Origin of the sequence: Pseudomonas sp. R2-7-07 (genome assembly GCF_003852355.1) — a bacterium.
Lineage (GTDB): Bacteria > Pseudomonadota > Gammaproteobacteria > Pseudomonadales > Pseudomonadaceae > Aquipseudomonas.
Map to the genome: position 1 here is coordinate 2,791,381 of NZ_CP027759.1, position 26,247 is coordinate 2,817,627.

At 60.4% G+C, this 26,247-nt stretch carries 30 protein-coding genes; 15 read left to right on the plus strand and 15 right to left on the minus strand.

Translation table 11 applies throughout. From position 1 onward, the window contains the following. Positions 1 to 66: 66 nt before the first annotated feature. Entirely contained in the window at positions 67 to 942 is an 876-nt protein-coding gene (locus tag C4J86_RS12660; protein ID WP_124370631.1) for a LysR family transcriptional regulator, read from the minus strand. A 140-nt stretch (positions 943 to 1,082) separates the two neighbouring features. Here C4J86_RS12660 and C4J86_RS12665 point away from each other — a divergent pair, with 140 nt between their 5' ends. The 7 genes from C4J86_RS12665 to C4J86_RS12695 all read left to right on the plus strand — a co-directional run bounded on the left by C4J86_RS12665 (position 1,083) and on the right by C4J86_RS12695 (position 5,926). Beyond that, the gene (locus C4J86_RS12665) at positions 1,083 to 1,952 is read left to right on the plus strand and encodes an NmrA/HSCARG family protein (RefSeq protein ID WP_124370632.1); all 870 of its coding nucleotides are present in this window, start codon (positions 1,083 to 1,085) and stop codon (positions 1,950 to 1,952) included. 85 nt (positions 1,953 to 2,037) lie between these two features. Continuing rightward, positions 2,038 to 2,613, plus strand: a complete 576-nt coding sequence (locus C4J86_RS12670; RefSeq protein WP_124370633.1) for a TetR/AcrR family transcriptional regulator — start codon at positions 2,038 to 2,040, stop codon at positions 2,611 to 2,613. A 163-nt stretch (positions 2,614 to 2,776) separates the two neighbouring features. After that, entirely contained in the window at positions 2,777 to 3,331 is a 555-nt protein-coding gene (locus tag C4J86_RS12675; protein ID WP_124370634.1) for an OsmC family protein, read from the plus strand. A gap of 98 nt (positions 3,332 to 3,429) precedes the next feature. Continuing rightward, positions 3,430 to 4,203: an SDR family NAD(P)-dependent oxidoreductase gene (locus C4J86_RS12680; protein WP_124370635.1), complete on the plus strand. Its 774-nt coding sequence runs from the start codon at positions 3,430 to 3,432 to the stop codon at positions 4,201 to 4,203. Positions 4,204 to 4,253: 50 nt separating this feature from the next. Then, positions 4,254 to 4,844 (plus strand): TetR/AcrR family transcriptional regulator, encoded by a 591-nt coding sequence (locus C4J86_RS12685; RefSeq protein ID WP_124370636.1) that lies wholly within the window; start codon positions 4,254 to 4,256, stop codon positions 4,842 to 4,844. Positions 4,845 to 4,847: 3 nt separating this feature from the next. Next, on the plus strand, positions 4,848 to 5,546 hold the full coding sequence (locus C4J86_RS12690; protein WP_124370637.1) for a DsbA family oxidoreductase: 699 nt from the start codon (positions 4,848 to 4,850) through the stop codon (positions 5,544 to 5,546). 50 nt (positions 5,547 to 5,596) lie between these two features. Further along, positions 5,597 to 5,926, plus strand: coding sequence for a co-chaperone YbbN (locus tag C4J86_RS12695; RefSeq protein WP_124370638.1), 330 nt, complete (start codon positions 5,597 to 5,599; stop codon positions 5,924 to 5,926). 240 nt (positions 5,927 to 6,166) lie between these two features. Here C4J86_RS12695 and C4J86_RS12700 read toward each other — a convergent pair whose 3' ends face one another. The 7 genes from C4J86_RS12700 to C4J86_RS12730 all read right to left on the minus strand — a co-directional run bounded on the left by C4J86_RS12700 (position 6,167) and on the right by C4J86_RS12730 (position 12,696). Further along, a complete protein-coding gene (locus C4J86_RS12700) occupies positions 6,167 to 6,385 on the minus strand; it encodes a 4-oxalocrotonate tautomerase family protein (RefSeq protein ID WP_057725565.1) in 219 nt (72 codons plus the stop codon). A gap of 28 nt (positions 6,386 to 6,413) precedes the next feature. Continuing rightward, positions 6,414 to 7,520 (minus strand): alkene reductase, encoded by a 1,107-nt coding sequence (locus tag C4J86_RS12705; protein WP_124370639.1) that lies wholly within the window; start codon positions 7,518 to 7,520, stop codon positions 6,414 to 6,416. A gap of 41 nt (positions 7,521 to 7,561) precedes the next feature. Then, complete coding sequence (locus C4J86_RS12710) at positions 7,562 to 7,894, minus strand: carboxymuconolactone decarboxylase family protein (RefSeq protein WP_124370640.1); 333 nt, start codon at positions 7,892 to 7,894, stop codon at positions 7,562 to 7,564. A gap of 219 nt (positions 7,895 to 8,113) precedes the next feature. Continuing rightward, entirely contained in the window at positions 8,114 to 8,584 is a 471-nt protein-coding gene (locus C4J86_RS12715) for a response regulator (protein ID WP_124362759.1), read from the minus strand. Further along, the gene (locus C4J86_RS12720) at positions 8,581 to 10,896 is read right to left on the minus strand and encodes an ATP-binding protein (RefSeq protein ID WP_124370641.1); all 2,316 of its coding nucleotides are present in this window, start codon (positions 10,894 to 10,896) and stop codon (positions 8,581 to 8,583) included. The genes C4J86_RS12715 and C4J86_RS12720 overlap by 4 nt, the downstream gene beginning before the upstream one ends. A 10-nt stretch (positions 10,897 to 10,906) precedes the next feature. After that, the gene (locus C4J86_RS12725; protein WP_124370642.1) at positions 10,907 to 11,560 is read right to left on the minus strand and encodes a response regulator transcription factor; all 654 of its coding nucleotides are present in this window, start codon (positions 11,558 to 11,560) and stop codon (positions 10,907 to 10,909) included. Continuing rightward, a complete protein-coding gene (locus C4J86_RS12730; protein WP_372239268.1) occupies positions 11,557 to 12,696 on the minus strand; it encodes a sensor histidine kinase in 1,140 nt (379 codons plus the stop codon). The genes C4J86_RS12725 and C4J86_RS12730 overlap by 4 nt, the downstream gene beginning before the upstream one ends. A 204-nt stretch (positions 12,697 to 12,900) precedes the next feature. Between C4J86_RS12730 and C4J86_RS12735 the strand changes: the two genes are divergently transcribed. From C4J86_RS12735 to C4J86_RS12745, 3 genes are all read left to right on the plus strand, one after another. After that, a complete protein-coding gene (locus C4J86_RS12735; RefSeq protein ID WP_124370644.1) occupies positions 12,901 to 13,419 on the plus strand; it encodes an SgcJ/EcaC family oxidoreductase in 519 nt (172 codons plus the stop codon). A gap of 268 nt (positions 13,420 to 13,687) precedes the next feature. Next, complete coding sequence (locus C4J86_RS12740) at positions 13,688 to 14,005, plus strand: helix-turn-helix domain-containing protein (protein WP_124366960.1); 318 nt, start codon at positions 13,688 to 13,690, stop codon at positions 14,003 to 14,005. After that, the gene (locus tag C4J86_RS12745; protein WP_124370645.1) at positions 13,998 to 15,323 is read left to right on the plus strand and encodes a type II toxin-antitoxin system HipA family toxin; all 1,326 of its coding nucleotides are present in this window, start codon (positions 13,998 to 14,000) and stop codon (positions 15,321 to 15,323) included. The genes C4J86_RS12740 and C4J86_RS12745 overlap by 8 nt, the downstream gene beginning before the upstream one ends. Here the strand turns inward: C4J86_RS12745 and C4J86_RS12750 are convergent. After that, positions 15,279 to 15,839, minus strand: coding sequence for a TetR/AcrR family transcriptional regulator (locus C4J86_RS12750; protein WP_124370646.1), 561 nt, complete (start codon positions 15,837 to 15,839; stop codon positions 15,279 to 15,281). The two genes, C4J86_RS12745 and C4J86_RS12750, sit on opposite strands and share 45 nt — an antisense overlap. A gap of 124 nt (positions 15,840 to 15,963) precedes the next feature. Between C4J86_RS12750 and C4J86_RS12755 the strand changes: the two genes are divergently transcribed. After that, positions 15,964 to 16,584, plus strand: a complete 621-nt coding sequence (locus tag C4J86_RS12755) for a DJ-1/PfpI family protein (protein ID WP_124370647.1) — start codon at positions 15,964 to 15,966, stop codon at positions 16,582 to 16,584. Between the two features lie 41 nt (positions 16,585 to 16,625). Then, entirely contained in the window at positions 16,626 to 17,165 is a 540-nt protein-coding gene (locus tag C4J86_RS12760) for a DUF2867 domain-containing protein (RefSeq protein WP_124370648.1), read from the plus strand. An 18-nt stretch (positions 17,166 to 17,183) separates the two neighbouring features. Here the strand turns inward: C4J86_RS12760 and C4J86_RS12765 are convergent, their stop codons facing one another. From C4J86_RS12765 to C4J86_RS12785, 5 genes are read right to left on the minus strand one after another with little or no spacing between them, the layout of a single operon-like run. Further along, a complete protein-coding gene (locus C4J86_RS12765) occupies positions 17,184 to 18,515 on the minus strand; it encodes an ABC transporter substrate-binding protein (protein WP_124370649.1) in 1,332 nt (443 codons plus the stop codon). Positions 18,516 to 18,544: 29 nt separating this feature from the next. Next, a complete protein-coding gene (locus C4J86_RS12770) occupies positions 18,545 to 19,612 on the minus strand; it encodes a branched-chain amino acid ABC transporter permease (RefSeq protein WP_124370650.1) in 1,068 nt (355 codons plus the stop codon). Positions 19,613 to 19,634: 22 nt separating this feature from the next. After that, positions 19,635 to 20,516 carry a branched-chain amino acid ABC transporter permease gene (locus C4J86_RS12775; protein ID WP_124370651.1) on the minus strand — a complete coding sequence of 294 codons (882 nt, stop codon included), beginning with the start codon at positions 20,514 to 20,516 and terminating at the stop codon, positions 19,635 to 19,637. A 2-nt stretch (positions 20,517 to 20,518) separates the two neighbouring features. After that, positions 20,519 to 21,295: an ABC transporter ATP-binding protein gene (locus C4J86_RS12780; protein WP_124370652.1), complete on the minus strand. Its 777-nt coding sequence runs from the start codon at positions 21,293 to 21,295 to the stop codon at positions 20,519 to 20,521. Positions 21,296 to 21,305: 10 nt separating this feature from the next. Further along, on the minus strand, positions 21,306 to 22,361 hold the full coding sequence (locus C4J86_RS12785) for an AMP-binding protein (protein WP_124370653.1): 1,056 nt from the start codon (positions 22,359 to 22,361) through the stop codon (positions 21,306 to 21,308). Between the two features lie 365 nt (positions 22,362 to 22,726). Between C4J86_RS12785 and C4J86_RS12790 the strand changes: the two genes are divergently transcribed. Together C4J86_RS12790 and C4J86_RS12795 are read left to right on the plus strand one after the other, a co-directional pair. Continuing rightward, positions 22,727 to 23,152 carry a VOC family protein gene (locus C4J86_RS12790; RefSeq protein WP_124370654.1) on the plus strand — a complete coding sequence of 142 codons (426 nt, stop codon included), beginning with the start codon at positions 22,727 to 22,729 and terminating at the stop codon, positions 23,150 to 23,152. A gap of 114 nt (positions 23,153 to 23,266) precedes the next feature. Continuing rightward, the gene (locus C4J86_RS12795) at positions 23,267 to 24,526 is read left to right on the plus strand and encodes a cation:dicarboxylate symporter family transporter (RefSeq protein ID WP_124370655.1); all 1,260 of its coding nucleotides are present in this window, start codon (positions 23,267 to 23,269) and stop codon (positions 24,524 to 24,526) included. A 91-nt stretch (positions 24,527 to 24,617) separates the two neighbouring features. Here the strand turns inward: C4J86_RS12795 and C4J86_RS12800 are convergent, their stop codons facing one another. Continuing rightward, entirely contained in the window at positions 24,618 to 25,493 is an 876-nt protein-coding gene (locus tag C4J86_RS12800) for a LysR family transcriptional regulator (protein ID WP_124370656.1), read from the minus strand. Between the two features lie 141 nt (positions 25,494 to 25,634). Here C4J86_RS12800 and C4J86_RS12805 point away from each other — a divergent pair, with 141 nt between their 5' ends. Beyond that, the gene (locus tag C4J86_RS12805; protein ID WP_164487771.1) at positions 25,635 to 26,216 is read left to right on the plus strand and encodes a TetR/AcrR family transcriptional regulator; all 582 of its coding nucleotides are present in this window, start codon (positions 25,635 to 25,637) and stop codon (positions 26,214 to 26,216) included. Positions 26,217 to 26,247: the final 31 nt, after the last annotated feature.

Consider the following 26,247-nt stretch of genomic DNA (forward strand, 5'->3'; position numbering starts at 1 on the left):
GCTATCAATGCCCTTGATGGCAACAGTCTATTGCGCAGGCTGCAAGAGACTCACACGGAAGGGCCGTTATCCCTTCAACACCAACGACATGTCCGGATAGTGCGCGCAGATGAACTCAACGAATGCGCGAACCTTTGGCGCAGCGAGGCGCCTGGATGTGTGCAGCACCCACAGCGCGGGTTCCATTCCGTGCACTGTGCCCCACTGGACCAACTCGCCACGGGCAAGCTGGTCCCCGGCAATGGACTGTGGAATCAGGGCGGCGCCTGCACCGGCGACAGCCGCATCCCGCACCATCAGTAATGAAGAGAACCGTAGCTTCGGGTTGGGCTCCAGCACCAGTTCCCCGCCATCGAGATGCCAGTGGGTGGGCTCGAAACTCGACGTCACGATAGCGGCAACGGGCCGGACCGCGCCGGGCAGCGGCTTGAGCACCTCCGGCGCCGCCACCACGATCAGTCGGTCTTTGGCGAAACAGCGGCCAACCAGGCTGCTGTCCGGGCTGGGGTTGATACGGATGGCAACGTCAAAGCGTTCCTCTACAAGGTCAACCAGGCGATCCTCGGCGACGACTTCGATCTCGACTTCTGGGTAGACGGCGCAGAACTCGGCGCCAATGCGCCCCATTGCAAGCTGCGAGAACAAAATCGGGGCAGCTACGCGCAAGCGTCCGCGCGGTGTCGAGATGCCCTCGCGCGCCGCCGTCAAGGCTTCGATCACCTCGCCCAGCGGACCTTCCGTGCGTGTCATCAGCACTTCGCCGGCTTCGGTGAGTTTCAAGCCGCGTGCGCTGCGCTCGATCAGCCTGACGCCCAACTGTTCTTCCAGGTCAGCGATGCGGCGCGACAAGGTCGCCTTGGCGATGCCGCTCGCACGGCTGGCCCTTCCGAGCCCCTCATTGGTGGCGACGAGGGCAAAGTCGATCAATGCGTTCAGGTTCATGGTGTTCCACTTTTGAAACGAAGTGTCTGGATTTTGGCGTCTGTGCTCCGCTTGCGCAACAGCATATCGTTGAACACATCGCAGCGAGCGTTGCGCATTTCACTCACTAACTTATCTAAACCCACTGCAGGAGTTTCACCATGAGCATTCTGGTTATCGGCGCCACCGGCACAATTGGTTCACTCGTCACCCAAGGCCTTGCCGAGGCGGGCGCCGACGTCAAGGCCCTGGTTCGCCAGGCGGGCAAGCGTGATTTCCCGGCAGGCGTCATCGAGGTTGTTGCGGACCTTACCGATGTCGTCTCCCTGCGCGCCGCGCTGTCGTCGGTGCGCACGCTGTTTCTGCTCAATGCCGTGACGCCCGACGAGGTCACCCAAGCCCTCATCACGCTGAACCTCGCGCGTGAGGCGGGGATCGAGCGCATCGTTTACCTGTCGGTGATCCATGCCGACACCTTCACCCATGTGCCGCACTTCACCGGCAAGCACACGGTTGAGCGCATGCTCGAAAGCCTCGATATGCCCGCGACGATCCTGCGTCCTGCTTACTTTATGCAAAACGACCTGATGGTCCGGCAGACGATCCAGGACTACTCGGTATACCCGATGCCCATTGGCTCGGCCGGGGTTTCAATGATCGATACGCGCGACATCGCCGATGTGGCCGTGGCAGAACTGCTGCGACGCGATAAAGCGCCTTCCGCGCTTGAGCGCGTAACACTGGAGTTGGTCGGGCCAACCGCCCTGACGGGTGCCTCCGTGGCGAAGATCTGGAGTGCCGCCCTGGGCCGCGAGATCGCCTACGGCGGTTACGACGTGGTGGCCTTCGAAGGGCAATTGGCGGCCTACGGCCCCGGTTGGTTGGCGTACGACATGCGCCTGATGATGGCCGCTATCCAGACGTTCGGCATGCACGCCGCCGAAGGTACCGTGGAGCGGTTGGAGGCGATCATCGGGCATCCGTTGCGTGCCTATGAGGACTTTGTGCGTGAAGCGACGGCCGGCGTCTAGAAGCCAGGGCAGTGGGGGACGCGCACTGTCAACTCAGGGATGCCTGATTTATGATGGCCGATTGATAAAATCTGGATGCGGCATCATGAGTACACGTTCCGACCTTTTGAGCAGCGCTGAAATCCTGTTGCGTACCAAGGGCTATGCAGCCTTCAGCTACGCTGACCTAGCCGCTGAAATAGGTATCAAGAAGGCGAGTATTCATCACCACTTCCCGACCAAGGAAGGCTTGGCGATCGCTATCGTCGAGAGCTACCTGTTCAGGTTCAAAAAAAACCTGGAACAAGTGAATGAAGACAATGCCGATGTCGTCGATCGCCTCAAGGCATTTGCGCTGATGTTCGCACAGAGCAGCGAGAACGGCTTGTTGCCGCTGTGCGGCGCGTTGGCTGCCGAGTTGGTGGCACTGCCTGAAAGCCTCCAGGAACTGACCCGGCACTTTTTCGAAATTCATCTGGAGTGGCTTCAGGCCAATATCGCTCTTGGTCAGGCGAACGGCGAGCTCAAGGTGCAGTTGGACGTAAAAAAGACCGCCAGGATGATCCTGAACACGTTGGAAGGCGGTAGTTTTGTGGCGTGGGCGATGAGCGATCAGTACGAGCAAGCGTCCGGATTTGACTTCATTCTGGAGGCGATGTGTACAGCGCCCAAGCCTCATTGAAGACTTGATTCATTGAAAAGCCTCGATTATTCGAGGCTTTTTTTTGCTTGAAAATCGGCTCTGGAAAAGTTTGAAGTTAAAGCCATTGATTGAACACCTACTAGTTGGTAGGCTTGTTTTGTCCCGAGCCAACGGCCCGGCCCATCCGCAGAGGAATGTACACATGAGCACTAACTTGAACGGTATCGATGTTGCCGCGCTCCAGCAGTTTGCCCAAGGCGTTGCCGAAGATGCGACCAAGCGCCATGCCAGCTTCAATGTCAAAACCCAATGGAAGGGTCAGACCCGTTCCGTAGCGAAGGTCAATCGCTACAGCCTGGCCGGTGAAACCTATTCGCGTGACTTTGAAATTGCCGCAGACGAGCCAAACGAACTGTTGGGCCAGAACTCCGCGCCCAACCCGCAGGAACTGCTGATGGCCGCGCTCAATGCGTGCATGTCGGTCGGTTACGCCGCCAATGCGGCGATGATGGGCATCAAGATTCACAGTCTGGAAATTGAAACTGACGGCACCCTCGACTTGCGTGGCTTCCTTGGCATCGACGAAAGCGTCAATCCAGGCTACGACGAAGTCAGCGTCGTGATTCGCTTGCACACCGACGCCCCGCGTGAGCGGGTTGAAGAGCTGCATAACGTGGTGCTGAAAACGTCGGTGAACTACGCCAACTTCTCGAAAGCCATCCGCATGGTGCCGACTCTGGAAGTGCGTGAAGGCTGACTCACTCGTTTCAAACAAATGAGACACCTTGCGTGCACCAGCAGGCGATTGATTGCCCTGGTGCAACACCTACGAAATGTTGAAATCCGGAGTCTGTGATGAGCGATTATTTTAAAGGCAAAAAACTGTTGGTCGTTGGCGGCACCAGCGGCATGGGCTTGGAAACGGCACGCATGGTGCTGAAGGCCGGTGGCAGTGTTGTCCTCACCGGCAGCAAACAAGACAAGGCCGATGCGGTGCGTAATGAATTGAGCCCGTTGGGCAATGTCTCTGTCATCGTGGCCAACTTGATGACTGAAGAGGGCATGCACACCGTTCTCCAGGACATCAACGCCAACCACAGCGACATCAGCCTGATGGTCAACTCCGCCGGGATCTTCATTCCCAAGCCGTTCACCGAGCATGATGCGGCCGAGTACGACATGTACATGTCCCTCAACCGTGCGACGTTTTTTATCACTCAGGCGGTCGTCAAGAACATGCTCGCCGCCAAGCGTGAAGGTTCGATTGTCAATGTCGGCTCCATTGGTGCTCAGGCCGCGCTGGCGGGCTCGCCAGCTTCGGCCTACTCCATGGCCAAAGCGGGTTTGCATGCGCTGACACGCAACTTGGCGATTGAATTGGCGCATTCGGGTATTCGCGTCAATGCGGTTTCCCCCGGCATCGTGCATACCTCGATTTACGAGGGCTTCATGGACAAGGATGCGATCCCGGAAGCGATGAAATCGCTCAACGCCTTCCATCCGCTGGGACGCGTCGGGGTGCCGGAAGATGTGGCTAACACGATCCTGTTCCTGCTGTCGGATAAAACCTCATGGGTGACCGGCGCAATCTGGGACGTGGACGCCGGTGTCATGGCCGTGCGCGCCTGAATCCCAGGTAGCTGACCATCAAGGGCTGAACGCTAGCGCAGGAGGCTCGAATGTCTATCACGACAAAGGCCGCGCTGTTGCATGCCGCGGAAACACACATGCGCTCCAAAGGCTATTCAGCGTTCAGCTATGCCGATCTTGCGGCGCAGATCGGCATCCGCAAAGCCAGTATCCACCATCACTTTCCCACCAAGGAGAGTCTGGGGGCAAAGCTCATCAAGGATTACGTACAGCGCTTCGAAGAGACGCTGAAAGCGATTGAAGCGATGCACGCCGATCCGTTGCTGCGGCTGCGTGGTTTTTCTCGACTTTTCGTGATCAGCGCCAATGACGGGTTGCTGCCGTTATGCGGTGCCTTAGCTGCAGAAATGGCGGCATTGCCGCTGTCGCTGCAAGCGCTCACTCGGCGTTTCTTCGAGTCCCAACTCCATTGGCTTCAAAGCATCCTAGGTGACGCAGTCGAGAAGCACCGCTGGGTGTTGGATAAACCCGTTGACGTCTACGCGTTCATGTTGCTGGGCGCGCTGGAGGGCGCGAGCCTGATCAATTGGGCATTGGGCCGATCAAACGACTCTTTGTCGGGTTTCAATCATTTACTTGAAACGCTGGCAACGCGGTCTTCACTTATTTGTGCAGGATGAGTTATGCAAACCCCTTCGAAAAAGTACGTCGTCGATATCTGGTCCGATTTCGTCTGCCCTTGGTGCTGGATTGCCAAGCGTCGTTTTGAAAAAGCGCTTGGACAGTTTTCCGGCAAGGACAGTGTTCAAGTCAACGTCAGAGCTTACCGTCTAGCCGCCAATCATGCGCCGGAACCTATGGTCGCGGCGCTCAAGCGCAAGCTCGGCAATCCCCATTCTGCCGATGCGATGATGGATACCGTGACTAAATACGGACGCTCTGACGGGCTGGATTATCGCTTCAGCACGATGTTGTTTGGCGATACGGCCGACGCCCATGTTCTGGTCAAGGCGGTCGCCGACCCTGTGGCGAAAAAACGTCTCGTAGAGATGCTCTACGAACAGAGCACCACCCACGGCAAGTCGCTGTTTGACCGCAGTAGCCTGATCGCTATCGCCAAAGCCGCCGGTGTATCGAATGAGTCAATCGAGCTGGCATGGTCATCCGTGGCGCTGCGTGTGGAGATGGAAGGGGATGAGCATTTCGCCGCCCGGCTGGGCTCCGGCGTACCGCTGTTCGTCTTCGACAATGCGTTCTCCGTGTCAGGTGCCCAGCCTGTGACGGCGTTTCTCGAGGCGCTGAACAAAATGCAGGAAAATGCGCGAGTCGACGGTGATGCATTCATTGGCGAGGTCTGTGGCATCGATGGCTGTAAAATTTGATTGGCAATGCTCGCGCGGCCTCGCGAGGGGCTGCGCTCAATGAGGTCCCGATGAGCCGTATCGTTGAATTGAGTGCCCCACAGTTCGCTCGCTTTGTTGCCAAAGGTAGCAGCGTCGTGTTGTTTTCAGCTTCCTGGTGCAAGCCATGCCAGGAGATGAAGCCTGTATTTCATGCCTTGGAGGAGAAGCTTCACGCGCTGGCCTCCTTTGGAAAGATCGATATAGCAGTGTCACCGACCATCGCGCAGATGTATGGCATTCGCGCGGTACCGTCCTTAGCGGTGTTCCACCAGGGGCGGCTGCTGCGAGTGATGCCTGGATCTCGCTCAGTCGCGGCCCTGAAAAAATCCGTACTGGCGCAGCTGGAGGAGGCGCGCTGAGCGGTGCTTTTTTTGCGCTCATTCGGTCTCGCGTGCTCGTGTGGCCGGTTGAGGTTTACCTGGACCGTTATCGATAGGATGGGCGCGGTTGTTGCGAAGCCTGGGTATTCACCGATGTCGAAATGATCGTGATCGCCACCGGTGCGTCGACGTCAATATTGAAATCGGAAAACTCCCGGCCATTGAACGTATAGATGCTCAACGGCCGGGAGCTGTGGAATTTGAAGCTGACAGCGCTTCTTATTGACCGGCTTGCAGCTTCAAGACTTCCTGCGCCGTAATCGGTTTGCCGGCGATACCCCAGTCTCCGCTCTTGACCTCTTCGAAGATGACCCAGGTGAGGGCGCGCATGTTTTCACCCTCCACCGAGACCATGGCGTCGGTCACTTTACGAATGACCTCTGCTTTCTGTTCATCGGTAAAAACGCCTTCAATGCCTTTGATGGTAACGAGTGGCATGGAGGGACTCCTTATGTTTGAAGTGAGGTCAGGCTTGGGTATCGGTGTATTGCGGATAGTCCGTGTAGCCTTTGGCGCCGATAACGCCATAGAACGTGGAGTGATCTGGCTTGGCCAGCGGCCAGCCGTTCTTCATGCGCGCCACCAGGTCCGGGTTGGAGATGAAGGCAGTACCGAAGGCGATCAGGTCGAGTTCACCCTTCTCCAGTTCCTGTTCGGCCAGCGCCTGGGTGAAACCGCCTGCGCCGATCAGGGTGCCGCGGTAGGCCTTGCGAAATGCCGCGCCGAAGCCTTCAGGTGTGCCGGCTGCGGAAATGGTCGTCTGGTAGTTGAGATGCACGTACGCCAGATCGCGCTCGTTCAGCGCCGAGGCAACGCTCATCCAGGTTTCAGCCTCGCCGTCGAAGGCCTCCATGTCATAGATTCTGCCGAAGGGAGAAACCCGTACACCGACCTTTTCTGCGCCGATCTCGGCCGCCAGTGCATCAACAGTTTCCAGCAGCAAGCGTTGGCGATTGGCGATAGAGCCACCGTATTGGTCAGTACGCGTGTTCAATTTGCTGCTCAGGAACTGATCGAACAGGAACGCGTTGGCCGCCATCACCTCGACGCCATCAAAGCCCGCCTCCATCGCTCTGCGCGCAGAAGCGACGAAATCCTGGATGACGCGCTGAACTTCAGCGGTTGTCAGGGCGCGCGGTGCACTTGGAAGCACAGGGCCTCCCTTGCTTGGCTCGACCCAGGCATAAACCATGGTCGTGGTCGCAGGCACCGTACCCGACGAAACAGGCGCCGCATTGCCCGGTTGGAGCGAGACGTGAGACAAACGGCCTACGTGCCACAGTTGGGCGAAAATCTTGCCACCTTTTGCGTGCACCGCAGCCGTGACTTTGCGCCAACCGGCGGTTTGCTCATCGGTATACAGGCCGGGTGTATATAGATAGCCGCGAGCTTCTTCCGACACCGGCAGGCCTTCGGTGATGATCAAACCGGCCGAAGCACGTTGTGCGTAATAAAGCACCGTCAAATCGCCGGGAATGTTTTCCGGAGTACGTGTCCGTGTCATTGGAGCCATCACCACGCGGTTAGCCAAAGGCAGGCCGGATAGATCGTAAGGAGCAAATAGCTTATTCATGGGGTATCTCGATGTCGTAAGGGTTGAACGCTGGAGGGAGATCAGGACTTGTCGAACGCGTCCAGCACGTGTGTGCTGTAGACCAGTGCGGCACCGGCGTTCATGTTGATCGCCACTCCCAATGCTTCAGCGACTTCCTCACTGGTCACGCCCGCTTTCTTGGCTTCGGCGGCGTGGAAGGCGATGCAACCGTCACAGCGAGTAGTCACTGCGACCGCCAGCGAAATGAGCTCACGGGTCTTGGCATCCAGATGATTGGTCTTGGCACCGGCACCGCCGAGCGCGGCCATGCCTTTCATGGTTTCCGGGGTCAGCGTATTGAGTTCCATCAGGCGAGCGTTGATGTCTTTACGAGTTTGCTTCCAATCTTGCATGGTCATTCTCATTGGCGGTGTAGGGATTAAAACTAAAACAAAGCTACCATCCAGTTGGTAGGCAATCAATGTCGTTGTGTCGATATCCACTATCAATGAGATTTTCAGTAGGGCAGATGATTGTTTTGATTTGACGTGCTATCGCAATTGCCATTCACGGCCCTTGTACTCTTATGACGACCAGGGGCCGGCAACGTGCCGGATTGTGATTCAACCGCACTAGCAGCGCCGTATCGCCGTCGAACCGCAGCGCTGCAGCAATTCAATCTGATCCGCTGGCACCAGCGTCCGCAGCGTCTTGTACAGCACTCGGGTTTCCAGCAGGTTCCACACCCGCAGCATGGTTTCCAGTGCGTCCAGGGGTTTGCTGATGAAATCCCGGGCGCCCAGGGCCAGGGCGCGCAGGCGTGTGTCGCGGGTTGCGTCGGCGGTGAGCACCAGGATCGGCAGGTATTCGCCTTGAGGGATGCGCCGGTTGAGTTGTTCCAGCACGGCAAAGCCGTCGAACTCCGGCATGTGCAGGTCGAGGATCACCAGGTCCGGCTCGAAGCTGTTGAACAACTCCAGGGTGCGCAGCGGCTGGGTGCTGCTCAGCACGTTGGTGAGGCCCTCGCGCGCCAACAGCTGCTCCACCAGGTCGAGGTTCGGGCGTTGGTCGTCGATGATCAGGATACGCAGGTCGAGGTTCACGCAGGCTCCGGAAAAGCTTGGTCGAGCTGGGCAAGAAACCCAGGCACGTTGATCGGTTTGTTCAATACGGCGGTGGCGCCTGCCTGCAGCAATGCCTGGCGGGTCAGGTCGCTGGCGTCGGCGGTGATCATCAGCACCGGTGTGTCGTGGCTGATCGGTGACTGGCGCAAGCGTTGCAGCACCTTCAAGCCGTCGATGTCGGGCAGCGCCACATCCACCAGGATCAGCTGTGGCGCATGCTGCGCGGCGAGGTCCAGCCCCAGCTGGCCTTGCATGCTCGACAGCAGGCGTATGCCGGGCCGGCGTTGCAGCAGGGTTTCGATCAGCGCCAGGCTGGAGAGGTTGTCTTCGATGCATAACACCTTGCCCTGGAACGTGCTGACGACGGGGGCAGGGCGCTTCAATTCGGGCTCGATGCCGGGTGCGGCGCCACTGTGGGCGTGGGCCACGCGCACGAAGGGCAGTTCCAGGGTGAAGCGCGAGCCGATGCCGGGCTGGCTCTGCACCTTGAGTTGGCCGTCCATGTTTTCCAGCAGGCTTTTACTCAGGGCCAGGCCCAGGCCGCTGCCTTCCACATTCGGGTCGGCCCCCAGGCGTTCGAACGGCTTGAACAGTTGCCCGATGTGATCGGCGGCGATGCCGTTGCCGGTGTCGCACACCGACACGCTGATCCGCTGCCCCTGGATGCCGATCTCAAGGCTCACCTGGCCATCGCGGCGGTTATATTTGATCGCATTGGACAGCAGGTTCAGCAGCACCTGGGTCAGGCGTTGGCGGTCGGCGACGATGCCGGTATCCGCCGCCAGTGCCGGCAGCGGCTGGAGCTGCACGCCCGCGTCGGCGGCCATGGGCGACACCAGGGTCAACGCCTCCTGCAGGGCACTCGCCAGGGGGATCGGCGCGATGCTCAACGCCAGGCTGCCGGCCTCGATCTTGGCGATGTCCAACACTTCGTTGATCAGCGTGAGCAGGTGCTGGCCGGCGCGCAGAATGTGCCCGACATTGGCCTGTTGCGCCTTGGGCACGTCCAGGTCCAACAACTGTGCGAAGCCCAGGATCGAGTTGAGCGGCGTGCGCAGTTCATGGCTCATGCGCGAGAGGAATTCACTTTTGGCACGGCTGGCGCGTTCGGCTTCCTCGCGGGCGGTGCGCAGGGCGATCTCCGCTGCACGGCGGTCGGTAATGTCGCGGGTGATCTTGGAGAACCCGCGCAGCGCCCCGGTGGCGTCGTGTTGCGCGGTGATCACCACGCTGGCCCAGAACCGTGTGCCGTCCTTGCGGCAGCGCCAGCCTTCTTCGGTGTAGTCGCCGTTGCGGGTGGCTTCGCGCAATGCCAGGTCGGGGTGCTGCGGGCATTCCTCGGGCAGGTAGAACAGTGAAAAATGCTGACCGATGATCTCCTGTTCGGTATAGCCCTTGATCCGCTGCGCGCCGTTGTTCCAACTGGTGACATGGCCCGCTGTGTCGAGGGCGAAGATCCCGTAGTCCTTGACCCCGTCGATGATCAGCCGCAGGCGCTCTTCGTTGTCGCGCAATGCGCGTTCGCGCTCGGCCAGCAATAACCCGGCCTCCACCAGGCGGGTGCCCAACTGGCCGATTTCGTCTTTTTCCGGGGGCTGTGGTAGCAGCGGCGAACCCTGGGCCAGGCGCTGGGCGTTGCGCTGCACATTCTGCACCCGGGCCACGATGCCCTTGGACAGAAACAGCACCGCGACAATCGCCCCGAACAGCCCGCAGATCGCCGCCAGCCAGGTGGACAGCAACAGCCTTTGGCGGGTGTCGGACGCCGCAGCGCTGCGCTCGGCCAGCAGCGAGTCTTCAAGGGTGAGCATGGTGCTGATGTGTTGGCGCAGGGCATCGAGGATCTGCTTGTTGCTGATCAGGATGGCACTGATGGCTTGCGGTGTGGCCTTGCTGTCCTTGAGCATCTGCTCCAGCCCGTCGACCTTGGCCTCGATCAGCGGTTTGATCGCGCTGAGCTGCTCGCGCACGCGCTGATCGCGCACATTGCGGTCAAGCCGGCGCAGGGCTGACTCGATCTGCGGCTTGGCGTTCAGGTAGGTTGGCAGGAAGTCTTCGCGGTGTGTGAGCAGGTAACCGCGCACGCTGGCGGCGGCTTCGGCGAGCAGGGTATGCACGGCCTGGATATCGCCTTGCACGCGCAACACGCGGCGCACATCTTCTTCGGCGCGAGCGGTCTGGCGCTCCGTGGTGTAGATCAGCACCAGGGATAGCAACAGCACCACCAGGGGCAGCGAAATGACCACCAGCGCTTTGCCGCGTAACGGCAGGTCGGCCCAATATTTTTTCATCGGCGGCGCTTCATGATGGCGTTACCAGGCCCAGGGCGATGCCCCGCACGGCGGCCTGGGTGCGGTCGGCCGCGCCGAGTTTGCCGATCACCCGCTCGACATGGGCCTTGGCCGTGCCGGTGGTGATGCCCAACTGTTCGCCGATGGCCCGGTTGCTCATGCCGTTGGCGACCAGGCCGAGCACCTGGCGCTCCCGTGGGGTCAGTGGCTCGCCGGGGGCGGCACCGCTGGCCTGGCGTTCGGTCATGCGCCGCAGCAGCCGGGCGCTGACCGCCGTGTTAAGCGCTTCGCCGCCGGCGGCCACCTGTTGCAACGCCTGGATCACCTCGGCGCGGCTGGCATCTTTGAGCAGGTAGCCCACTGCACCGGCTTGCATGGCCGCCTCGAGGTACTCGGGGCTGTCGTCCATGGTGAACATCACCACCTTCACCTCCGGCAGGCGTTGTTGCAGCAAGCGGGCGGCGCCCAAACCGTTGAGGCCGGGCATGCGGATGTCGAGGATGACTATGTCCGGCAGCAGTCGCTCACACAGCTCCACCGCTTGCAGGCCATTGCTGGCTTGGCCGACCACTTCGAACTGCGGATGGCCGGCCAGCAGGGAGACGAAGCCGGTGCGCGTGACTTCATGATCGTCCGCCAGCACCAGGCGCAAGACGTGGGTCATTGAGGGACTCCGATCCAGTGGGCCGGCACGCGAGCGTGCAGTTGGGTGCCGCCGTCGGTGGCGCTGGCGCAGGTAAAGCTGCCGCCCAGCAGGCTGGCGCGCTCCTGCATGGTGGCGAGGCCCAGGTGCTGGGCGTCATCGAGTGACGGCTCCGACGTGAAGCCCTTGCCATTGTCATCAACCCGCAGCGACGCGTGACCGTCACGCAGCGCCAGAGTCAATTGCACCTGGCTTGCGCGCGCATGCTTGAGCACATTGTTGATGGCTTCCTGGCCGATCCGGAACAGGGCGATCTCCACCTGGCTGGGTAAGCGCGTGTCACAGTGCGCCTGCCAGAGCACGTTGATGCCGGCGTCACGCAGGCGGTCGGCTTCTTTGTCCAGCGCTTTGAACAGGCCGAAATCATCCAGCACCGTGGGACGCAGGCCCGCGATCAGTTGCCGGCCCTCGCCGACCGAGTGTTGGGCCAGGGTCAGTATCGCCTGCAGGTCGGCGGCCAATGCGTCCGGCAGCGGCGGGCAACGCCCGGCGAAGCCTTGCAGCCGTTGGTGCAGACCCGCGAGGGTTTGCGCCAGGCCATCGTGCAGGTCGTAGGCCACACGCTTGCGTTCATCCTCCTGGGCGCGAAGCAAGCGGTTGACCAGGTCGGACAGGGTTTTGTCGCGCGTCTTGAGGGTGCTCAGCAGCCGATCGTTTTCAAGGTGGGCAGCCAGCAAGGTGGCGAGCAGTTGCAGCGATTCGCTGTCCTCATGCTCCGGCGTGCGCAGGCTGACGCTATTGCCCAGCACCAGCACGCCAATGGCAGGGCCGTCGCCGGCGCGCAACGGCACTTGCAGGACACTGGGCAAGTCCTCTGATGGCCGTTCCTGCCAACACGGCGAGCGCAGGCTGCGGTCGGCGAGGCCGGCGAGGCTGCTCAATCGTGCTGGGTTGCCATGGCGGGCGCTGGTGTGGGCGATGCCGTCGGCGTCCCACTCCTGCAGCAGCCCGTGGTCCATCGCCAGAAACCCACAGGCCCGCGCGAGTACGCGCTCGCGCATGGCGTCGGGGCCCAGCTCGCGCAATTGCTGCCCGGTATCCACCAACAGACGCAGGCGCGCCGTACGGCTTTCCGACTGGCGGAAATGCGCGCGCATGGCCAAGGCGCTGCCGGGGTCATGGGGGTTGTCATTCACGGATAATGCTCCAGTGGACGGCGGGCGCGAGGGGGATGTATTAAACATCGTTGAACACCTTGGCGCTATCTGCCAAATGGCATAGGTAAACACCTCCGGTTGGCCGATGGCGGGCGCGGGAGAGGAGGGCAAAGTGGGCTCAACGACGACCACTGGAGTAACGCCATGAAATTCAAGATCGCGCCGCTTGCCCTGATGTTTGCCCTGAGCGCACCGATTGTTCACGCTGCCGAGACAGCCCCCTATGTCTACCGTGAGGTGGCCCAGGCGCCGGCCAATATGAAAGACCGCGAGATTGCCGGGCTGTTCGACCGCTGGAACAGCGCCTTGCAGACCGGCAACGTTAAATCGGTAGTGGACCTCTACGCACCGGGCGCCGTGTTGCAGCCGACCGTGTCCAACCAGGTGCGCACCACGCCGGAGCAGATCACCGACTACTTCGACCACTTCCTGATGCTCAAGCCGGTGGGCCAGATCAACTACCGCGAGATCCGCCAACTGGGCAGCAACGTCGCCATGGACAGCGGTGTGTACACCTTCACCCTGACCGAATCGGACGGCAAGGTGCGCCAGGTGCAGGCACGCTATACCTTTGTCTATGAGCAGGTGGGCGGGCAGTGGAAAATTCTTAACCATCACTCTTCGGCGATGCCGGAAGTGCAGGCCAAACACGCCGGGAAGTAACCGCTTGAGCAAAAATGCCCATGCCTGTGCCGGTGTGGGCTTTTTTTTGCGTTCAGCGCCGTTGAAGGGCTGGCGTTACGCGGCTGTAATGCACGAATGGCGTTTTTCTTGCGCCCATTCTTTGCTCTATAAATCCAATAAATCGTGGGTAATCGTATAGTTTCAGACGTTAACACCCAAAATACTGGAGTTAACAAGCTTGTTAGTCACTGTGGTTAATTCTATAGTTACGGGGGTTAACTGGCAGAGCATGGGCTGGGTACACACTATGTTGGATTTAAGCTTCAGCAAGCCGAGCGAGGTCGTCAAGCGCCTCTGCGATCGCTTGCGCACAGAGCGTCTGGCGCTGGACATGACACAAGCCGACCTGGCCGGACGTGCCGGCATCGGCACCAACACCGTTTCCAACCTTGAAGCCGGGCGCAATGTCGGGTTCGAGAACCTGGTCCGGGTGGCGATGGCCCTTGGCCGGACCAAGGAACTCGAAGGCCTGTTCCTGCCTAAGCTGGACAGCATCGAGGACATTCGACGCTACGAAAACAGCGCCAATCGTCTGCGTACCAAGAGGAAGCCCGGCAATGCTTGAGCAGGTGAACGTCTTCTACGAGGGCTGGGGCGAGCGGTGGCAATGGGGCACGCTGGTGTCCACGACCGCCTTGACCGGTCGCCCATTGATCCTGTTCGAGTACAGCCATCAAGCCAGGCAAAGGGGCTTGGAACTGTCCTCCTATACGCTGCCGTTGGAGGGGGCTCAACTGCGCCGCGACTTTCCAGACCACCAGCTGTACTTGCCAGGGCCTGTTTACGACGCGTTGCCGGATGGGTGGGGCATGTTGTTGATGGACCGACTGTTCCGGCGCCGCGGGCTCACCACCGCGCGCATTGGCCCACTGGAACGGCTGGCCTACGTCGGCAGCAGCGCGATGGGCGCCATGACGTTCGAGCCCGTGGTACCCGAAGGGCTGGAATCCACTGCCCACATTTCGCTGGAGCAGCTTGCCACCGAAGTGCACCAAGTGCTCCATGGCGATGGGGGCGAGTTCCTGCAGACGTTGCTGCTGGTGGGCGGCTCGCCTCAAGGCGCCAGGCCCAAGGCCCTCGTCTATCGCGATCCGGAAACGGGAAGATTCACCACCGCCGTCACGCCGGGTTTTGAAGCATGGTTGATCAAGTTCCCGGCCAAAGAAGAACAGGCCGAGGTGTGCGCCATCGAAATGGTGTATGCCCAATGCCTGCGCCTGTGCGGTATCGAGACCGCTGACACGCAGTACTTCAGTCTGCCCGGTGGGTTGGCAGCGTTTGCCAGCAAGCGATTTGACCGCCGGGACGGCGTGCGCATCCCCATGCAAAGCCTTGCGGCCTTTACGGGGGCCAATTACCGGTCTCCTGGGGTGTTGGACTATGTCAACTTCTTGCGGGCAACGCAGATGTGTACCAATGATGTGCGAGAAATGGCGGTGGCCTTCGAGCGTGCCGTCTTCAATGTTGCGTTCAACAACAGAGACGATCATCCCAAGAATTTTGCCTATGTCATGTCCAAAGGCGGTCAGTGGAGACTGTCCCCGGCTTATGACGTGACCTTCTGCGAGGGGCCAGGCGGTTACCACCAGATGGACGTGATGGGAGAAGTCCTGTCGATTTCTCGCGCACACATGCTGAGGCTTGCCGAGGAAGCCGAGCTGCCCCCGGAGGTTGCAGGCCGAGTGATTGACGGCATTTGTGAGGTAGCAAGCCGGTTTGCAAGCATCGCCGAAGACCTGTACCCACAGGCGATTACCCGAGACACCTTGCGCATGATCCAAGGTCGCATCGATCAGAACGTGGCTCTGCTACAACTCGATCAAAAGACAACCCTCAGCTCAGGATCGAAGCCGCCACGGCGAAAGAGCCCCTTCAAAAAGTGAAACGGCTCCGTGCAGGAAACGGTTGAAGCGCGCGGCATCACGGCGTAGCCCTGCCTGTTGGCCGCCAATCAGGCACAGATGGGCCATCTGGCCCATCACTTCGGCTTCGCCGGGCCTGTGTACCACGCTGCGGCAGGTGCGTATGGCGAAGTCCAGGCGTCTTGCGTCCACACGCTGCTGGAACTCGCCCACCAACGGATCGTGCAGCGACCAGGCGCGGATGGAAATTTCCCGCCCGGGTTGTTTCTCAGCGGCAATACTCAAGTAGCGTTTCAAGGTTTCGCCGGCGCTACGACCTTGCGCGGCATAAGCGAGCATGCGCTCCGTGTAGTCTTCCTCCCAGGCGGCCAGCAAGGTGCGGACAAAGTCTTCGCGATTGCGGAAATGGTGATAGAAGGATCCACGGGTCACATTCAAGCGGCGCGACAGACTCTCGGCCGACACGCCAGAATGCCCCGCTTGGTCGAGCGCCTCAAAACCCGCCGCTATCCAATGGTGCCGCGTTAGTGTGCTCACCCGTTACTCACTCCCTATTTAGCGCCATACAGGCTGTGTATGGTGCGCAAACGATGGATAGGCTACGAACACCCGCATAGATGGCCGCTGCGTTTTGCAGGCCTGCCTGTTCATGGAGTTCGCCTTGAAGAAAATCGTTCTGGTTGCTTTCGACCACTTCACCGATATCGACCTGTTCCTGATGTGGGACATTCTAGGCCGCAATACGCAGGACTGGCACGTGCGAATAGTGGGTGCCAGTCCCACGGTGCGATCGGCGCACGGCCTGCCTGTTTCGGTGCACGGTCCGCTTCGCGAGGCCAACAGTGCCGACGCGGTATTGTTCGTCAGCGGTAAGGAAGGCATACCCGCTGCACTTGCCGCCCCGGATTTCCTGCCGGTGTTTGAACTTGACCCCAAACGCCAGCGCATCGGCGCCATCTGTGCCGGCGCTTTCATTCTCGAACGGCTTGGGCTGCTCAGCGGCCAGGCCACGACGCACCCGGATGCACGATCACAGCTGCAGGCTCTTGGAGTTGAGTGCATGGACCGGCCTCTTGTCTTCCACGGAAACGTTGCAACCGCTGGCGGATGCCTTTCGGCGCTCTATCTGGTGGGATGGCTGGTGGAGTCCTGGTTCGATGTCGACAAGCGCCGTGCGACTTTGCTTCCGGTACTGCCAACCGGCCAGCAAGCGCTCTATGATGCCTTGATCGGGCTCAGTATTCGGCAAGCAGAAGTGGGCACGTTGACGACATCCCTTTGATCCATGCTCATGTCCCTTGGCACTCAGAAGAGATCCCCCCGATGCCCCGAGAATTCGCGCTCGTTACGGCCGTGCCTGTCCCCTCAAGGTCCGGCATCACCCACCTTTATCAATCGATGCACCTAGCTGACGCTTTTGCGATTCGGCTCCCGGCGGGCACGTCCGGTGACGCGGATGTGCTGGCGCGATTCATCCTGTCCCACCAGCCAGCGTGGGTCGGCTGGCTCATGACGGTGCGCGACACGATCGTTGCCTGTTTTGGTCTCAAGACCGCCAGGTACCTGGCATCACTGGCTGATCGGGTAGGCGTCTTCAAGGTCTATAGCACCCACCGCAGCGAAATCGTGTTGGGCGAAGACGACAAGCACCTGGACTTTCGCATATCGGTCCTGTGTGCGGATGAGGCCGAGCCAGACGGCAGTCGCCAACTGGTTTTTTCAACCGTTGTCCACTGCCACAACCGCCTGGGCCGGGCCTACATTTTTGTTATCGCGCCGTTTCACCGCTGGGTTGTCAAGGCCAGTCTCGCTCGGGCGGCGCGCGTCGGTTGGCCGCTGGCTGGCGTAGGAGCAACTCGCTGACAGCGGATCGCAAATGCCTCACTGCTCCTGGCTGCAATCACGCGGCGTGATGCCTTTCTCTTTCGCGTAACCGGCTGCGGAGGCTTCGATGATCGGTCGCAGCAGCGCGCGGTCGGCTTGTACCCAGTCGCTGATCAGGTTCCAGCGTTGGCCGTCCCATTGCTGGAAGCGCACGGCGCCGCCGCCTTCGTGGTCGGCGCAGGACAGTTTCAGCGGTTGCACCAGGCCCTTGGCGCCCAGCGCTTGCAGGCGCGCGTCGTCCAGGTTCAGGTGTTCGAAGCCCCAGCGCACTTGCTCGCCCGTGAGGGGCTTCTGGCCATATTTTTCCTGGGCCAGGCGCAGGGCTTCGACGTTGAGAATGCCGTTGACCACGCCCAGGTTGTAATACACGGTGCCAAATCGCTTGGGGTCGGCCAGGTTGCCCTTGCCGGCATTCACCACGCTTTGCGCGATGCCTTGCAGCACCGGGAAGTCAGTGCCCGACGGGTGCGTGGTGATCGAGATAAACCCCTTGGCGGCGGCACCGGCCGGCACCACGTCTTCTTCGGAGTTGCTCCAGATATTGCCGATGATGTGATCGGCCGGGTAGCCGACTTTCTGCGCGGATTTAAGCGCCACCGGGTTCATCACGCCCCAGCCGCGCAGGATCACCCAGTCGGGCTTGAGGCGACGGATGTTCAGCCACTGCGATTGTTGCTCGTTGCCGGGGTGCGGCACTTCCAGCAAGGTCAGTTCGAAGCCGGCGTTTTTCGCCAGGGTCTGGAGCACGCCGTTGGTTTCCTTGCCGTAGGGCGAGCCGTGGTAGAGCACCGCGATTTTCTTGCCCTTGAGCTTGTCGGCGCCGCCTTCGCGCTGGCCGATGTAGTTGATGATCGCCGAGACTTCCGAATACGGGTTCAACTGCAACGGGAATACGTAAGGGAATACGCTGCCGTCGGTGGAGTCGGTGCGGCCATGGTTGATGGTGATCAGCGGCAACTTGTCGGCCGTTGAACGTTCCAGCGTGGCGTAGGCGATGCCCACTGACAGCGGGTTGGTGGCGGCGGCCGGCGCACCGTTGAGCCCGCCCTTGAGGCGTTCATAGCATTCGACGCCTTTTTCCACCACGTACTCGGTCTCGCATTCGCTCCAGGTCAGCTTGACGCCGTTCACTCCGCCGTTGGCATTGATGTATTGCAGGTAGTCGATGAAACCGCCGAAGAAACCGCTGCCGCCAGCGGCGTAAGGGCCGACCCGGTAGCTCTGCAAAGGGAAGTATTGTTCGTTGGCGGCCTGGGCGCCGGCCGTGAGCCCGGTGGTGATCAGGGCCAGGCACAGGGCCAGGCGGCGCAGCGATAAGCGGTGTGTCATGGAGGTCATTCCTGGGGGGGTTATTGAGTTCAGTAACGCAGCGGCCAAACCCTGGCCCGTTGACGAAAGCGCTGCCACAGACGGGCCAGCCCCTCCGGTTCCTTGATCAGAAAAACGATGATCAGCGCGCCAAACAGCATCTTCTGGATGTTCTCCAGCTGGCCCGCATCCATCAGCCCGGCGGGCAACAGGGCGAAGAGGTTGCCCAGCAGGATCGGGAATAACACGATGAACGCGGCGCCGAGGATGTTGCCGAGCACGCTGCCCAGCCCGCCGATAATGATGATGAACAGCACCTGGAACGAACGGCTCAGGTCAAAGCCGTGAGGTTCCACCGTGCCCAGGTAGGCGAAGGCCCACAGGGACCCGGCGACGCCCAGGTAGAAGCCGCTGATTGCAAACGCCAGCAGCTTGGCCTTCAACAGCCCAATACCGATCACGGCAGCGGCGGTGTCCATGTCGCGCACCGCCATCCAGTTACGCCCCAGTTCGCTGCGCACCAGGTTTTTACCCAGCCAGAACAGCGCCACCACCACGGCCAGCGTCAGCACGTAGCGGCCGCGCGGGGAGCTGAAATCCAGTCCGGCAATCAGCAGCGGCGGGGAGGTGATCACGCCGGACGCGTTGTCGTTGGTAAACCAGCTGAAGCGGGTGAGTACCCACTCCACCACGAATTGCGCGGCGAGGGTCGCCACCAGCAGGTAGAATCCCTTGATGCGCAGGCTCGGCAGCCCGAAGAACACCGCCACCCCGGCGGCAATCACGCCGCCCAGGGCAAAGCTCACCAGCAGCGGCAGACCGGGTACGCGTAAATGCAGGTTGTAGGCGGCAAACGCGCCCACGGCCATGAACGCCGCCGAGCCCAGTGAGAGTTGCCCGGCGTAGCCCGTCAGCAGGTTGAGCCCCAGCCCGGCCAGCGACAGCACCAGCAGCGGCACCAGGATTGCGCTGAACCAGTAGTCATTGCCCAGCCAAGGCACCGCAAAAAACGCCAGGCCCAGCAGCAGCCACAGCGCGACGCGGTCCTGGCGCAGGCGAAAGGTACGGCGCTCGGCCGCGTAGGAGGTGCTGATTTGACCGGTTTCTTGATACAGCATGCAGAGAGTTCCTCAGGGACAATCAAACCCGTTCGATGGCGCGCTCGCCGAACAGCCCGGCAGGCCGCACCAGCAGGAACAGCAACGCCAGGACATACGGCACCCAGTTTTCAATGCCGCTGCCGATGAGCGGGCCGAGGTAGATCTCGGCGACTTTCTCTGCCGCGCCGATGATCAAGCCGCCGACAATCGCCCCGCCGATGGACGAGAACCCGCCGATGATCAGCACCGGCAGCGCCTTGAGCACCACCAGCGAAAGCGAGAACTGCACGCCCAGGCGCGCACCCCAGAGCAACCCGGCCACCAGGCCGACACACCCTGCCACCGCCCACACCAGGGCCCAGATGCGGGGCAGGCGGATACCGATGGCCATGGACGCCAGCGGGTCGCCGGCCACCGCGCGCAACGACAGGCCCACCCGCGTCTTGTTGAACAGCAGCGACAGGACGATCACCAGCACGGCTGCGGTGCCGGCGGCAAACAGGTCGAATTGCGAGAGCAGCATGCCGCGGATTTCCAGCGGTTCGTCTTCGATGCCCAGGTCCAGCCCGTGCACCTGTGCGCCCCACAGGAACTGCGCAAACCCTTCGATCATGTAGGAGAGCCCAAGGGTGGCCATGAACAGGATGATCGGTGGCCGGTTGACCAACGGGCGCAGCACGACTTTTTCAATCAGCAGCGCCAGCACCACCATGCTCGCCAGGGTGACCAGGAACGCCCAGGCGAACGGGAAGCCTCGCTCCAACAGGCTGACAAATGTCAGCGCGGCAAACAGCACCATGGCGCCCTGGGCAAAATTGAACACGCCGGAGGCCTTGTAGATCAGCACAAAACCAATCGCCACCAGGGCATACATCACACCCGCCAGCAGCCCGCCGATCAGCACTTCGAAGAAAAATTCCATGCTCAGGTACCCAGGTAGGCGGCGATCACATCGGGGTTGGCGCGCACCTGTTGCGGGGTGCCGTCGCCGATCTTGCGACCGTAGTCGAGCACCACCACGTGGTCGCACAGGCCCATGACCACGCCGATGTCGTGTTCGATCAACACCACGGTGGTGCCGAACTCGCGGTTGATGTCGCGGATGAACTGGCTCATCTGCGCCTTCTCCTGGGCGTTCATGCCGGCCATGGGCTCATCCAGCAACAGCAGGGTGGGTTCGGCGGCGAGGGCGCGGGCCAGTTCGACACGTTTTTGCAGGCCATAGGGCAGGGTGCCGACCAGCACATGGCGCCAGGGATGGATCTGTAGAAAGGCAATCACCTTTTCCGCTTGCAGGCGGTGCGCGTCGTCCTCACGCGGTGCCCGGCCCAGGCGCAGCATTTGCTCGATCCAACTGCTGCGGCGCTTGAGGTTGCGCCCGGTGAGCACGTTATCGAGCACGCTCATGCCCTTGAACAGCGCGATATTCTGGAAGGTCCGCGCAATGCCGCCTTCGGCCGCCTGGTGCGAACGCATGCGTTTGCGGGTCTGGCCTGCGTACTGGATGCTGCCGCTTTGGGGGTGGTAGACCCCATTGATTACATTCAGCAACGAGCTTTTACCCGCGCCGTTAGGGCCGATCAGGCCGCAGATGTCGCCGGCCTTGACCTCGAAGCTGATGGAGGTGATGGCCTTGATGCCTTTGAACGACAGAGAGATGTCATCGAGCCGCAGTAATACCGCTTCAGTGGGTGTGCGCATGGAAGGCTCGTCAGGCAGATTGAGGCAGCAAGTGGTCGCTGGGTTCGTGGCGGGAAGCGGGTTCTTGCCAATGGCCGGGACGGATGCCCAGGGCACCGAAGAACGCCGCACTGTCCGGATTCAACGCTGGCCCGACCAACAAAGGCACGCGCAGGCGGCTCATCCCCAGTACATCCAGCAGTGGCCGACGGACCAGCCAGTGCCCCAGCCAGCGGCGTAGGGGGGATCGGCTCGGCTGCATGCCCCAGCGGTACACGCGATGGCTGAACGTTCCCGGCAGCGGCAGGCGTTCACGCACCCACTGCTCCAGGCGTGCATAGGATTCGCGGGTGCCCAGCACCAGGGTCGGGCCCAGTTCGCGACGGTCGGTGTCGCGGGTGGCCAGGGCCTCCGGAAAGTTCAGCCCAAAGCCGGCATGCAGCCAGGGCGCAAGCAGGTAGCGTGCTTGCCCGCTGGCGGCAAACACGCGTGCGGCCAGGGCCTCGTCGTCGGCGCCGAGGTGTTCCCGGTCGACCAGCGCACGGGCGCCCACGAGCAACTGCGCATGGGTCAGGCGCAGGGTGGTCTCGGCATGAAAGACGAAGGCCGTGGCGTCGGGTTGCGGCGTGTGGGCGGGGGGCGGGGCATCGGGACGCAAGTCGGCATAGTCGATCAAGCCGGCGTCCGGGTACTGGCTCAGGCCACGCCCGTCGAGGAACACCACCACGTCGCGCTCACGCAGTTGTTGCAACGTGTCCAGGTCTTGCACGACCACGAAGCGCGGCCGCAGCACGTTCAACAACGCCTGGTTGTCGCGCTCCGGGTCGAGCAGTGTGACGCTGGCGCCCAACCATTGCGCCGCCAGCGCCAGCAACAACGCTTCGGGACGCGCCTGGCTGATGATCAACAGGTCATCGTCACGCCCCAAGCTGCGCTGATGCAAGGCAGCGGCGAGCTGGCTGACCTCGCGAGCCACCTCGCTCCAGCTGCGCTCATGCCAGATGCCCAGGCGCTTGTAGCGCAAGGCGATCGCCGACCCGCGGATGTGGGCTTGACGCAACAGCGCCTGGGGCAATGTCTGGGGCATGAATGCATCCTTCGGGGTAGGAGCACAGGTGATTGCATGCGCCATGCCAGAGGAATAAATGTTTGTATTTCAATTGGATAGGTAGCGTGCCTAGGGATTGGCGTGTGTTGATTCAGTACAAGCTGTCCAAGCACTGTTGGTGCATGAACAGTGCGGTCAGCCGATGGTTAGGGTGCAGGCGGGCAGCAGTAGAAAGACGTCGGATGCAGTACTCGATTAACAAAATAAAATTGTGTTTGTGAAAAAAATATATTGATTTTTTTAAGGTAGGCAGCGCTTTAGCATAAACCCACCTTAAAAAACCGCTGGGCAACGCGTGCGGTGTCCGGCACCACAAACCAATAAAAATTGTTATCGGAGTCCTGATGAGTCTTTCTCCTTTCCACCTCGCAATCCCTGTGTATGACCTGGCCGCCACACGTCACTTTTACGGTGAAGTGTTCGGCCTTTCCGAAGGTCGCTCCAGCGACCAGTGGGTCGACTTCGATTTCTACGGCCATCAGTTGGTCATCCACGAACACCCAAAGACTGCTTCGCAGGAAAGCGTGCACAGCAATCCGGTAGACGGCCACGACGTACCGGTTCCGCACTTCGGCATCATCCTGGAGTGGGCGCAATGGGAAGCCCTGGCAGAGCGCCTGAAAGTGCGCGCAACCAAGTTTGTGATCGAACCCTACATTCGCTTCAAAGGCCAGGTCGGCGAGCAGGCCACCATGTTCCTGTTCGACCCGTGCGGCAACGCGCTGGAGTTCAAGGCGTTCAAGGATATGAGCCAGCTCTTCGCCAAATAATAGAAAACCTGGCGCACTTCGAGGAGTGCGCCAAGGGCACTTAAATGAGCTGGAAGCTCATGAATCTAGCTACTGCCCTCAAGCAGTCCTTTCATTCCAACAAAAAGGCTAGACATGAAACGTATTCCCTTAGTTTGGCAAATCGTTGCCGGGCTGTTGCTTGGCGTGCTCGTGGGTTGGTATTTCAATACCCACCCGGAAAATCAAGTGTGGGTCAGTACCGAGATCCTTAAACCGCTCGGTGATATCTTCATCAAGATGATGAAGATGGTCGTCGTGCCGATTGTTTTCTGCTGCATGATCCTCGGTATTGCCGGGGGCGGTGATAACAAATCGTTTGGGCGCATGGGCGCAAAGTCGTTGATCTACTTCTTTGCAATCACCAGCCTCGCCATCGTGCTCGGCTTGTGCTTCGCCAACCTGTTCGAGCCGGGTAAAGGCACCGAAATCGCGGGTATCGCCCACAATGCGGCAGCCGTGCATATGGAGCCGTCGAAAGGCGCGCTGATCATCCTGCAAAACATCGTGCCGGATAACGTGATTGTCGCGATGTCGGAAGCGAAGTTGCTGTCGGTGCTGTTCTTTGCCGTGCTGCTGGGCATGGCGTTGAATACATTGCCTAAAGAAAAGAGCGCACCGGTTGTTGCGTTGATGCAGGGCTTCTCCGACGCCATGTTCAAAGTCGTATCGTTTGTCATGGCCTACGCACCGATTGGCGTATTCGGCATGATCGGCGCCACGGTGGCGACCTTCGGATTTGCCTCGTTGCTACCGTTGCTCAAGCTGATCGGCGTGGTGTATCTGTCGCTGATTACCTTCGCCTTGGTGATGCTGGGTGGTGTTTGCTACCTGATCGGCGAAAACGTTTTCAAGTTGATCAAGTACTTTCGCGATGAGCTGATCCTGGCCTTCTCCAGTGCAGCCTCTGCGGCGGTCATGCCGCAGTTGATGACCAAGCTGGAAGCCTATGGTGTGCCTCGGCGCATCGTCAGCTTCGTGGTGCCGGTGGGCTATGCGTTTAACCTGGACGGTGCTTCGATCTTCCTCGGGGTGGCGACGATCTTCATTGCCCAACTCTATGGCATCGACCTGTCGTTGACTCAGCAGATTCTGCTGGTGGTGACGATGGTGTTGACGTCGAAGGGCGCAGCGGGTGTGCCTGGGTTTGCCATCATCATTCTGTCGGCCACCTTGGCGTCTGCCGGGCTGCCTCTGGAAGGGGTCGCATTGATTGCCGGGATCTTCCGGATCATCGACAGCGGCACCACCACCTTGAACGTGCTGTGTAACGCAATTGCGCCCCTGGTCATCGCCAAGTGGGAGAAAGCGCCGCTGGAGCGAAAAAGCGCGGTAGGGGGCGAGCAGAACGCTTAATCAGTGACACACAAGAGCCTTCCACGTTAAACGCGTCGAGGGCTCTTTTTTTGGCTGATAAACCGATAAGAAGTATTGATTCTTTCATGCGTCAGGGCTTTTTCAGAACCTGCTCGGTAATCAGTTGGACCAATACTTTCACCGGTTCGGTGAGCCCGCGGCGGGCACGATGTACAAGGCCGATATCGCGATGGAAAGTGCGTTGTTTCAGGTCTATGGCGCGTACCCCTGCCGGCCAGCCTTGCTGGGTGGCCGTCTCTGGCACCAACGCCACGCCGACGCCGTTTGCTACCAGCTTGATGATCGCATCCAGCTCATCGAGCTCGCACACTTCACGCAAAGCGACATGGGTTTGTCGCAAGAATCGGTCAACCTGTCGGCCGCCGAAGGACGACCGGTCATAACGGATGAATGGCTGGGTCGAGACCAGCTCCGACCAGTCGTCACCGGGCATATCGGCCGGGACAATGAGGCGATACGGTTCACGCGCCAGGGTTGTCCAGCGCAAGTCACTTTGCAGTGAGAAGGGCGGGCGGATGATCGCGGCCATGTCGATCTCGCCGGCATCCACCTGGTTGACCAGTTCCATGGAGAGGCCCGGAATGACTCGCGTCCTGCACTCCGAAAATTGTTGATGAAACGGCGCAAGTGCTTCCGGCAGGAATGAGCGCTGCACGGAGGCAATCGCGCCAATCGTCACCAGGACGCTGGCGGGCAGCCCCACGGTGGCGGTGCCCAGGTTCTTGAACTGGCGAACCAGGTCCTGGCCCTGCAACAACACCTGTTGGCCCACTCGGTTGAGGTGGGCTGAGCGTCCTTTGCGGTCAAACAGCTCAACGCCGAGCTCCGCCTCCAGGCGTTGCATTTGCGCGCTGACGGCGGCTTGGGTGAGCCCTATCTTGCTGCCAGCAGCCGCAAAGGTGCCTTCTCTCGCCACGGCGATAAATGTTTTCAGTTCTTTAATCATGGGCAAATAATAATTGTGTTTTTACGGACAATACATCTATTTATTTTGTATTCTGCGGGCCGTTATGCCGATGGGGGTAAGCGCTGTGCAACCCACGCCTGCTCATGTGATCGCCGAGCGTTTTTTGATAGCATGCGCCGCATGAAGAAACCTCTCCAAGACATGCGTCAGCACATCATCGATGTTGCCAGATCGCTCATGACCCAAAAGGGTTATACGGCCGTCGGCTTGACCGAATTGCTTGCCGCCGCCGGTGTGCCCAAAGGCTCCTTCTATCACTATTTCCGCTCCAAGGACGAGTTTGGCCAGGCATTGCTGGAAGAGTACTTCCAGGAGTACCTCTCGCGGGTCGATGTGGAGATGGCCAGGGATGGCAACGGGGCAGAGCGCTTGCTGGGTTACCTACGGTATTGGGCCGAGACACAGGCCTTTGATCACACTGACCAGAAATGCCTGGTGGTCAAATTAGGTGCAGAAGTGTGTGACCTCTCCGAAAATATGCGCGCGGTTCTCGAAAAGGGCACGGCGCTGATCGTTGAGCGGATCACCCGCTGCGTTGAGCAAGGCAAGGCCGATGGGTCTATCACCGCTCTGACTGAGGCGCCTGTATTGGCAGAGGCGCTTTATCAGATGTGGTTGGGCGCCTCTTTGTTGGTCAAGGTCAATCGAACGCACGCACCGTTCGATGCGGCGCTTGAAATGAGTCGGCGCTTGGTGTCGTGACCTCTACCGGTTGAACGATACAAGGCGCTCT

What these genes read in the sequence shown, in the direction of transcription:
- C4J86_RS12665 (WP_124370632.1), top strand. Translation starts at nt 1,083, where the DNA reads ATGAGCATTCTGGTTATCGGCGCCACCGGCACAATTGGTTCACTCGTC.
- C4J86_RS12700 (WP_057725565.1), bottom strand. Translation starts at nt 6,385, where the DNA reads ATGCCACTCGTTACCATCAAAGGCATTGAAGGCGTTTTTACCGATGAA.
- C4J86_RS12670 (WP_124370633.1), top strand. Translation starts at nt 2,038, where the DNA reads ATGAGTACACGTTCCGACCTTTTGAGCAGCGCTGAAATCCTGTTGCGT.
- C4J86_RS12775 (WP_124370651.1), bottom strand. Translation starts at nt 20,516, where the DNA reads ATGGAATTTTTCTTCGAAGTGCTGATCGGCGGGCTGCTGGCGGGTGTG.
- C4J86_RS12805 (WP_164487771.1), top strand. Translation starts at nt 25,635, where the DNA reads ATGAAGAAACCTCTCCAAGACATGCGTCAGCACATCATCGATGTTGCC.
- C4J86_RS12730 (WP_372239268.1), bottom strand. Translation starts at nt 12,696, where the DNA reads ATGCGCGCGCATTTCCGCCAGTCGGAAAGCCGTACGGCGCGCCTGCGT.
- C4J86_RS12790 (WP_124370654.1), top strand. Translation starts at nt 22,727, where the DNA reads ATGAGTCTTTCTCCTTTCCACCTCGCAATCCCTGTGTATGACCTGGCC.
- C4J86_RS12675 (WP_124370634.1), top strand. Translation starts at nt 2,777, where the DNA reads ATGAGCACTAACTTGAACGGTATCGATGTTGCCGCGCTCCAGCAGTTT.
- C4J86_RS12795 (WP_124370655.1), top strand. Translation starts at nt 23,267, where the DNA reads ATGAAACGTATTCCCTTAGTTTGGCAAATCGTTGCCGGGCTGTTGCTT.
- C4J86_RS12740 (WP_124366960.1), top strand. Translation starts at nt 13,688, where the DNA reads ATGTTGGATTTAAGCTTCAGCAAGCCGAGCGAGGTCGTCAAGCGCCTC.
- C4J86_RS12760 (WP_124370648.1), top strand. Translation starts at nt 16,626, where the DNA reads ATGCCCCGAGAATTCGCGCTCGTTACGGCCGTGCCTGTCCCCTCAAGG.
- C4J86_RS12690 (WP_124370637.1), top strand. Translation starts at nt 4,848, where the DNA reads ATGCAAACCCCTTCGAAAAAGTACGTCGTCGATATCTGGTCCGATTTC.
- C4J86_RS12725 (WP_124370642.1), bottom strand. Translation starts at nt 11,560, where the DNA reads ATGACCCACGTCTTGCGCCTGGTGCTGGCGGACGATCATGAAGTCACG.
- C4J86_RS12685 (WP_124370636.1), top strand. Translation starts at nt 4,254, where the DNA reads ATGTCTATCACGACAAAGGCCGCGCTGTTGCATGCCGCGGAAACACAC.
- C4J86_RS12745 (WP_124370645.1), top strand. Translation starts at nt 13,998, where the DNA reads ATGCTTGAGCAGGTGAACGTCTTCTACGAGGGCTGGGGCGAGCGGTGG.
- C4J86_RS12765 (WP_124370649.1), bottom strand. Translation starts at nt 18,515, where the DNA reads ATGACACACCGCTTATCGCTGCGCCGCCTGGCCCTGTGCCTGGCCCTG.
- C4J86_RS12710 (WP_124370640.1), bottom strand. Translation starts at nt 7,894, where the DNA reads ATGCAAGATTGGAAGCAAACTCGTAAAGACATCAACGCTCGCCTGATG.
- C4J86_RS12695 (WP_124370638.1), top strand. Translation starts at nt 5,597, where the DNA reads ATGAGCCGTATCGTTGAATTGAGTGCCCCACAGTTCGCTCGCTTTGTT.
- C4J86_RS12680 (WP_124370635.1), top strand. Translation starts at nt 3,430, where the DNA reads ATGAGCGATTATTTTAAAGGCAAAAAACTGTTGGTCGTTGGCGGCACC.
- C4J86_RS12770 (WP_124370650.1), bottom strand. Translation starts at nt 19,612, where the DNA reads ATGCTGTATCAAGAAACCGGTCAAATCAGCACCTCCTACGCGGCCGAG.
- C4J86_RS12720 (WP_124370641.1), bottom strand. Translation starts at nt 10,896, where the DNA reads ATGAAAAAATATTGGGCCGACCTGCCGTTACGCGGCAAAGCGCTGGTG.
- C4J86_RS12800 (WP_124370656.1), bottom strand. Translation starts at nt 25,493, where the DNA reads ATGATTAAAGAACTGAAAACATTTATCGCCGTGGCGAGAGAAGGCACC.
- C4J86_RS12705 (WP_124370639.1), bottom strand. Translation starts at nt 7,520, where the DNA reads ATGAATAAGCTATTTGCTCCTTACGATCTATCCGGCCTGCCTTTGGCT.
- C4J86_RS12735 (WP_124370644.1), top strand. Translation starts at nt 12,901, where the DNA reads ATGAAATTCAAGATCGCGCCGCTTGCCCTGATGTTTGCCCTGAGCGCA.
- C4J86_RS12780 (WP_124370652.1), bottom strand. Translation starts at nt 21,295, where the DNA reads ATGCGCACACCCACTGAAGCGGTATTACTGCGGCTCGATGACATCTCT.
- C4J86_RS12660 (WP_124370631.1), bottom strand. Translation starts at nt 942, where the DNA reads ATGAACCTGAACGCATTGATCGACTTTGCCCTCGTCGCCACCAATGAG.
- C4J86_RS12785 (WP_124370653.1), bottom strand. Translation starts at nt 22,361, where the DNA reads ATGCCCCAGACATTGCCCCAGGCGCTGTTGCGTCAAGCCCACATCCGC.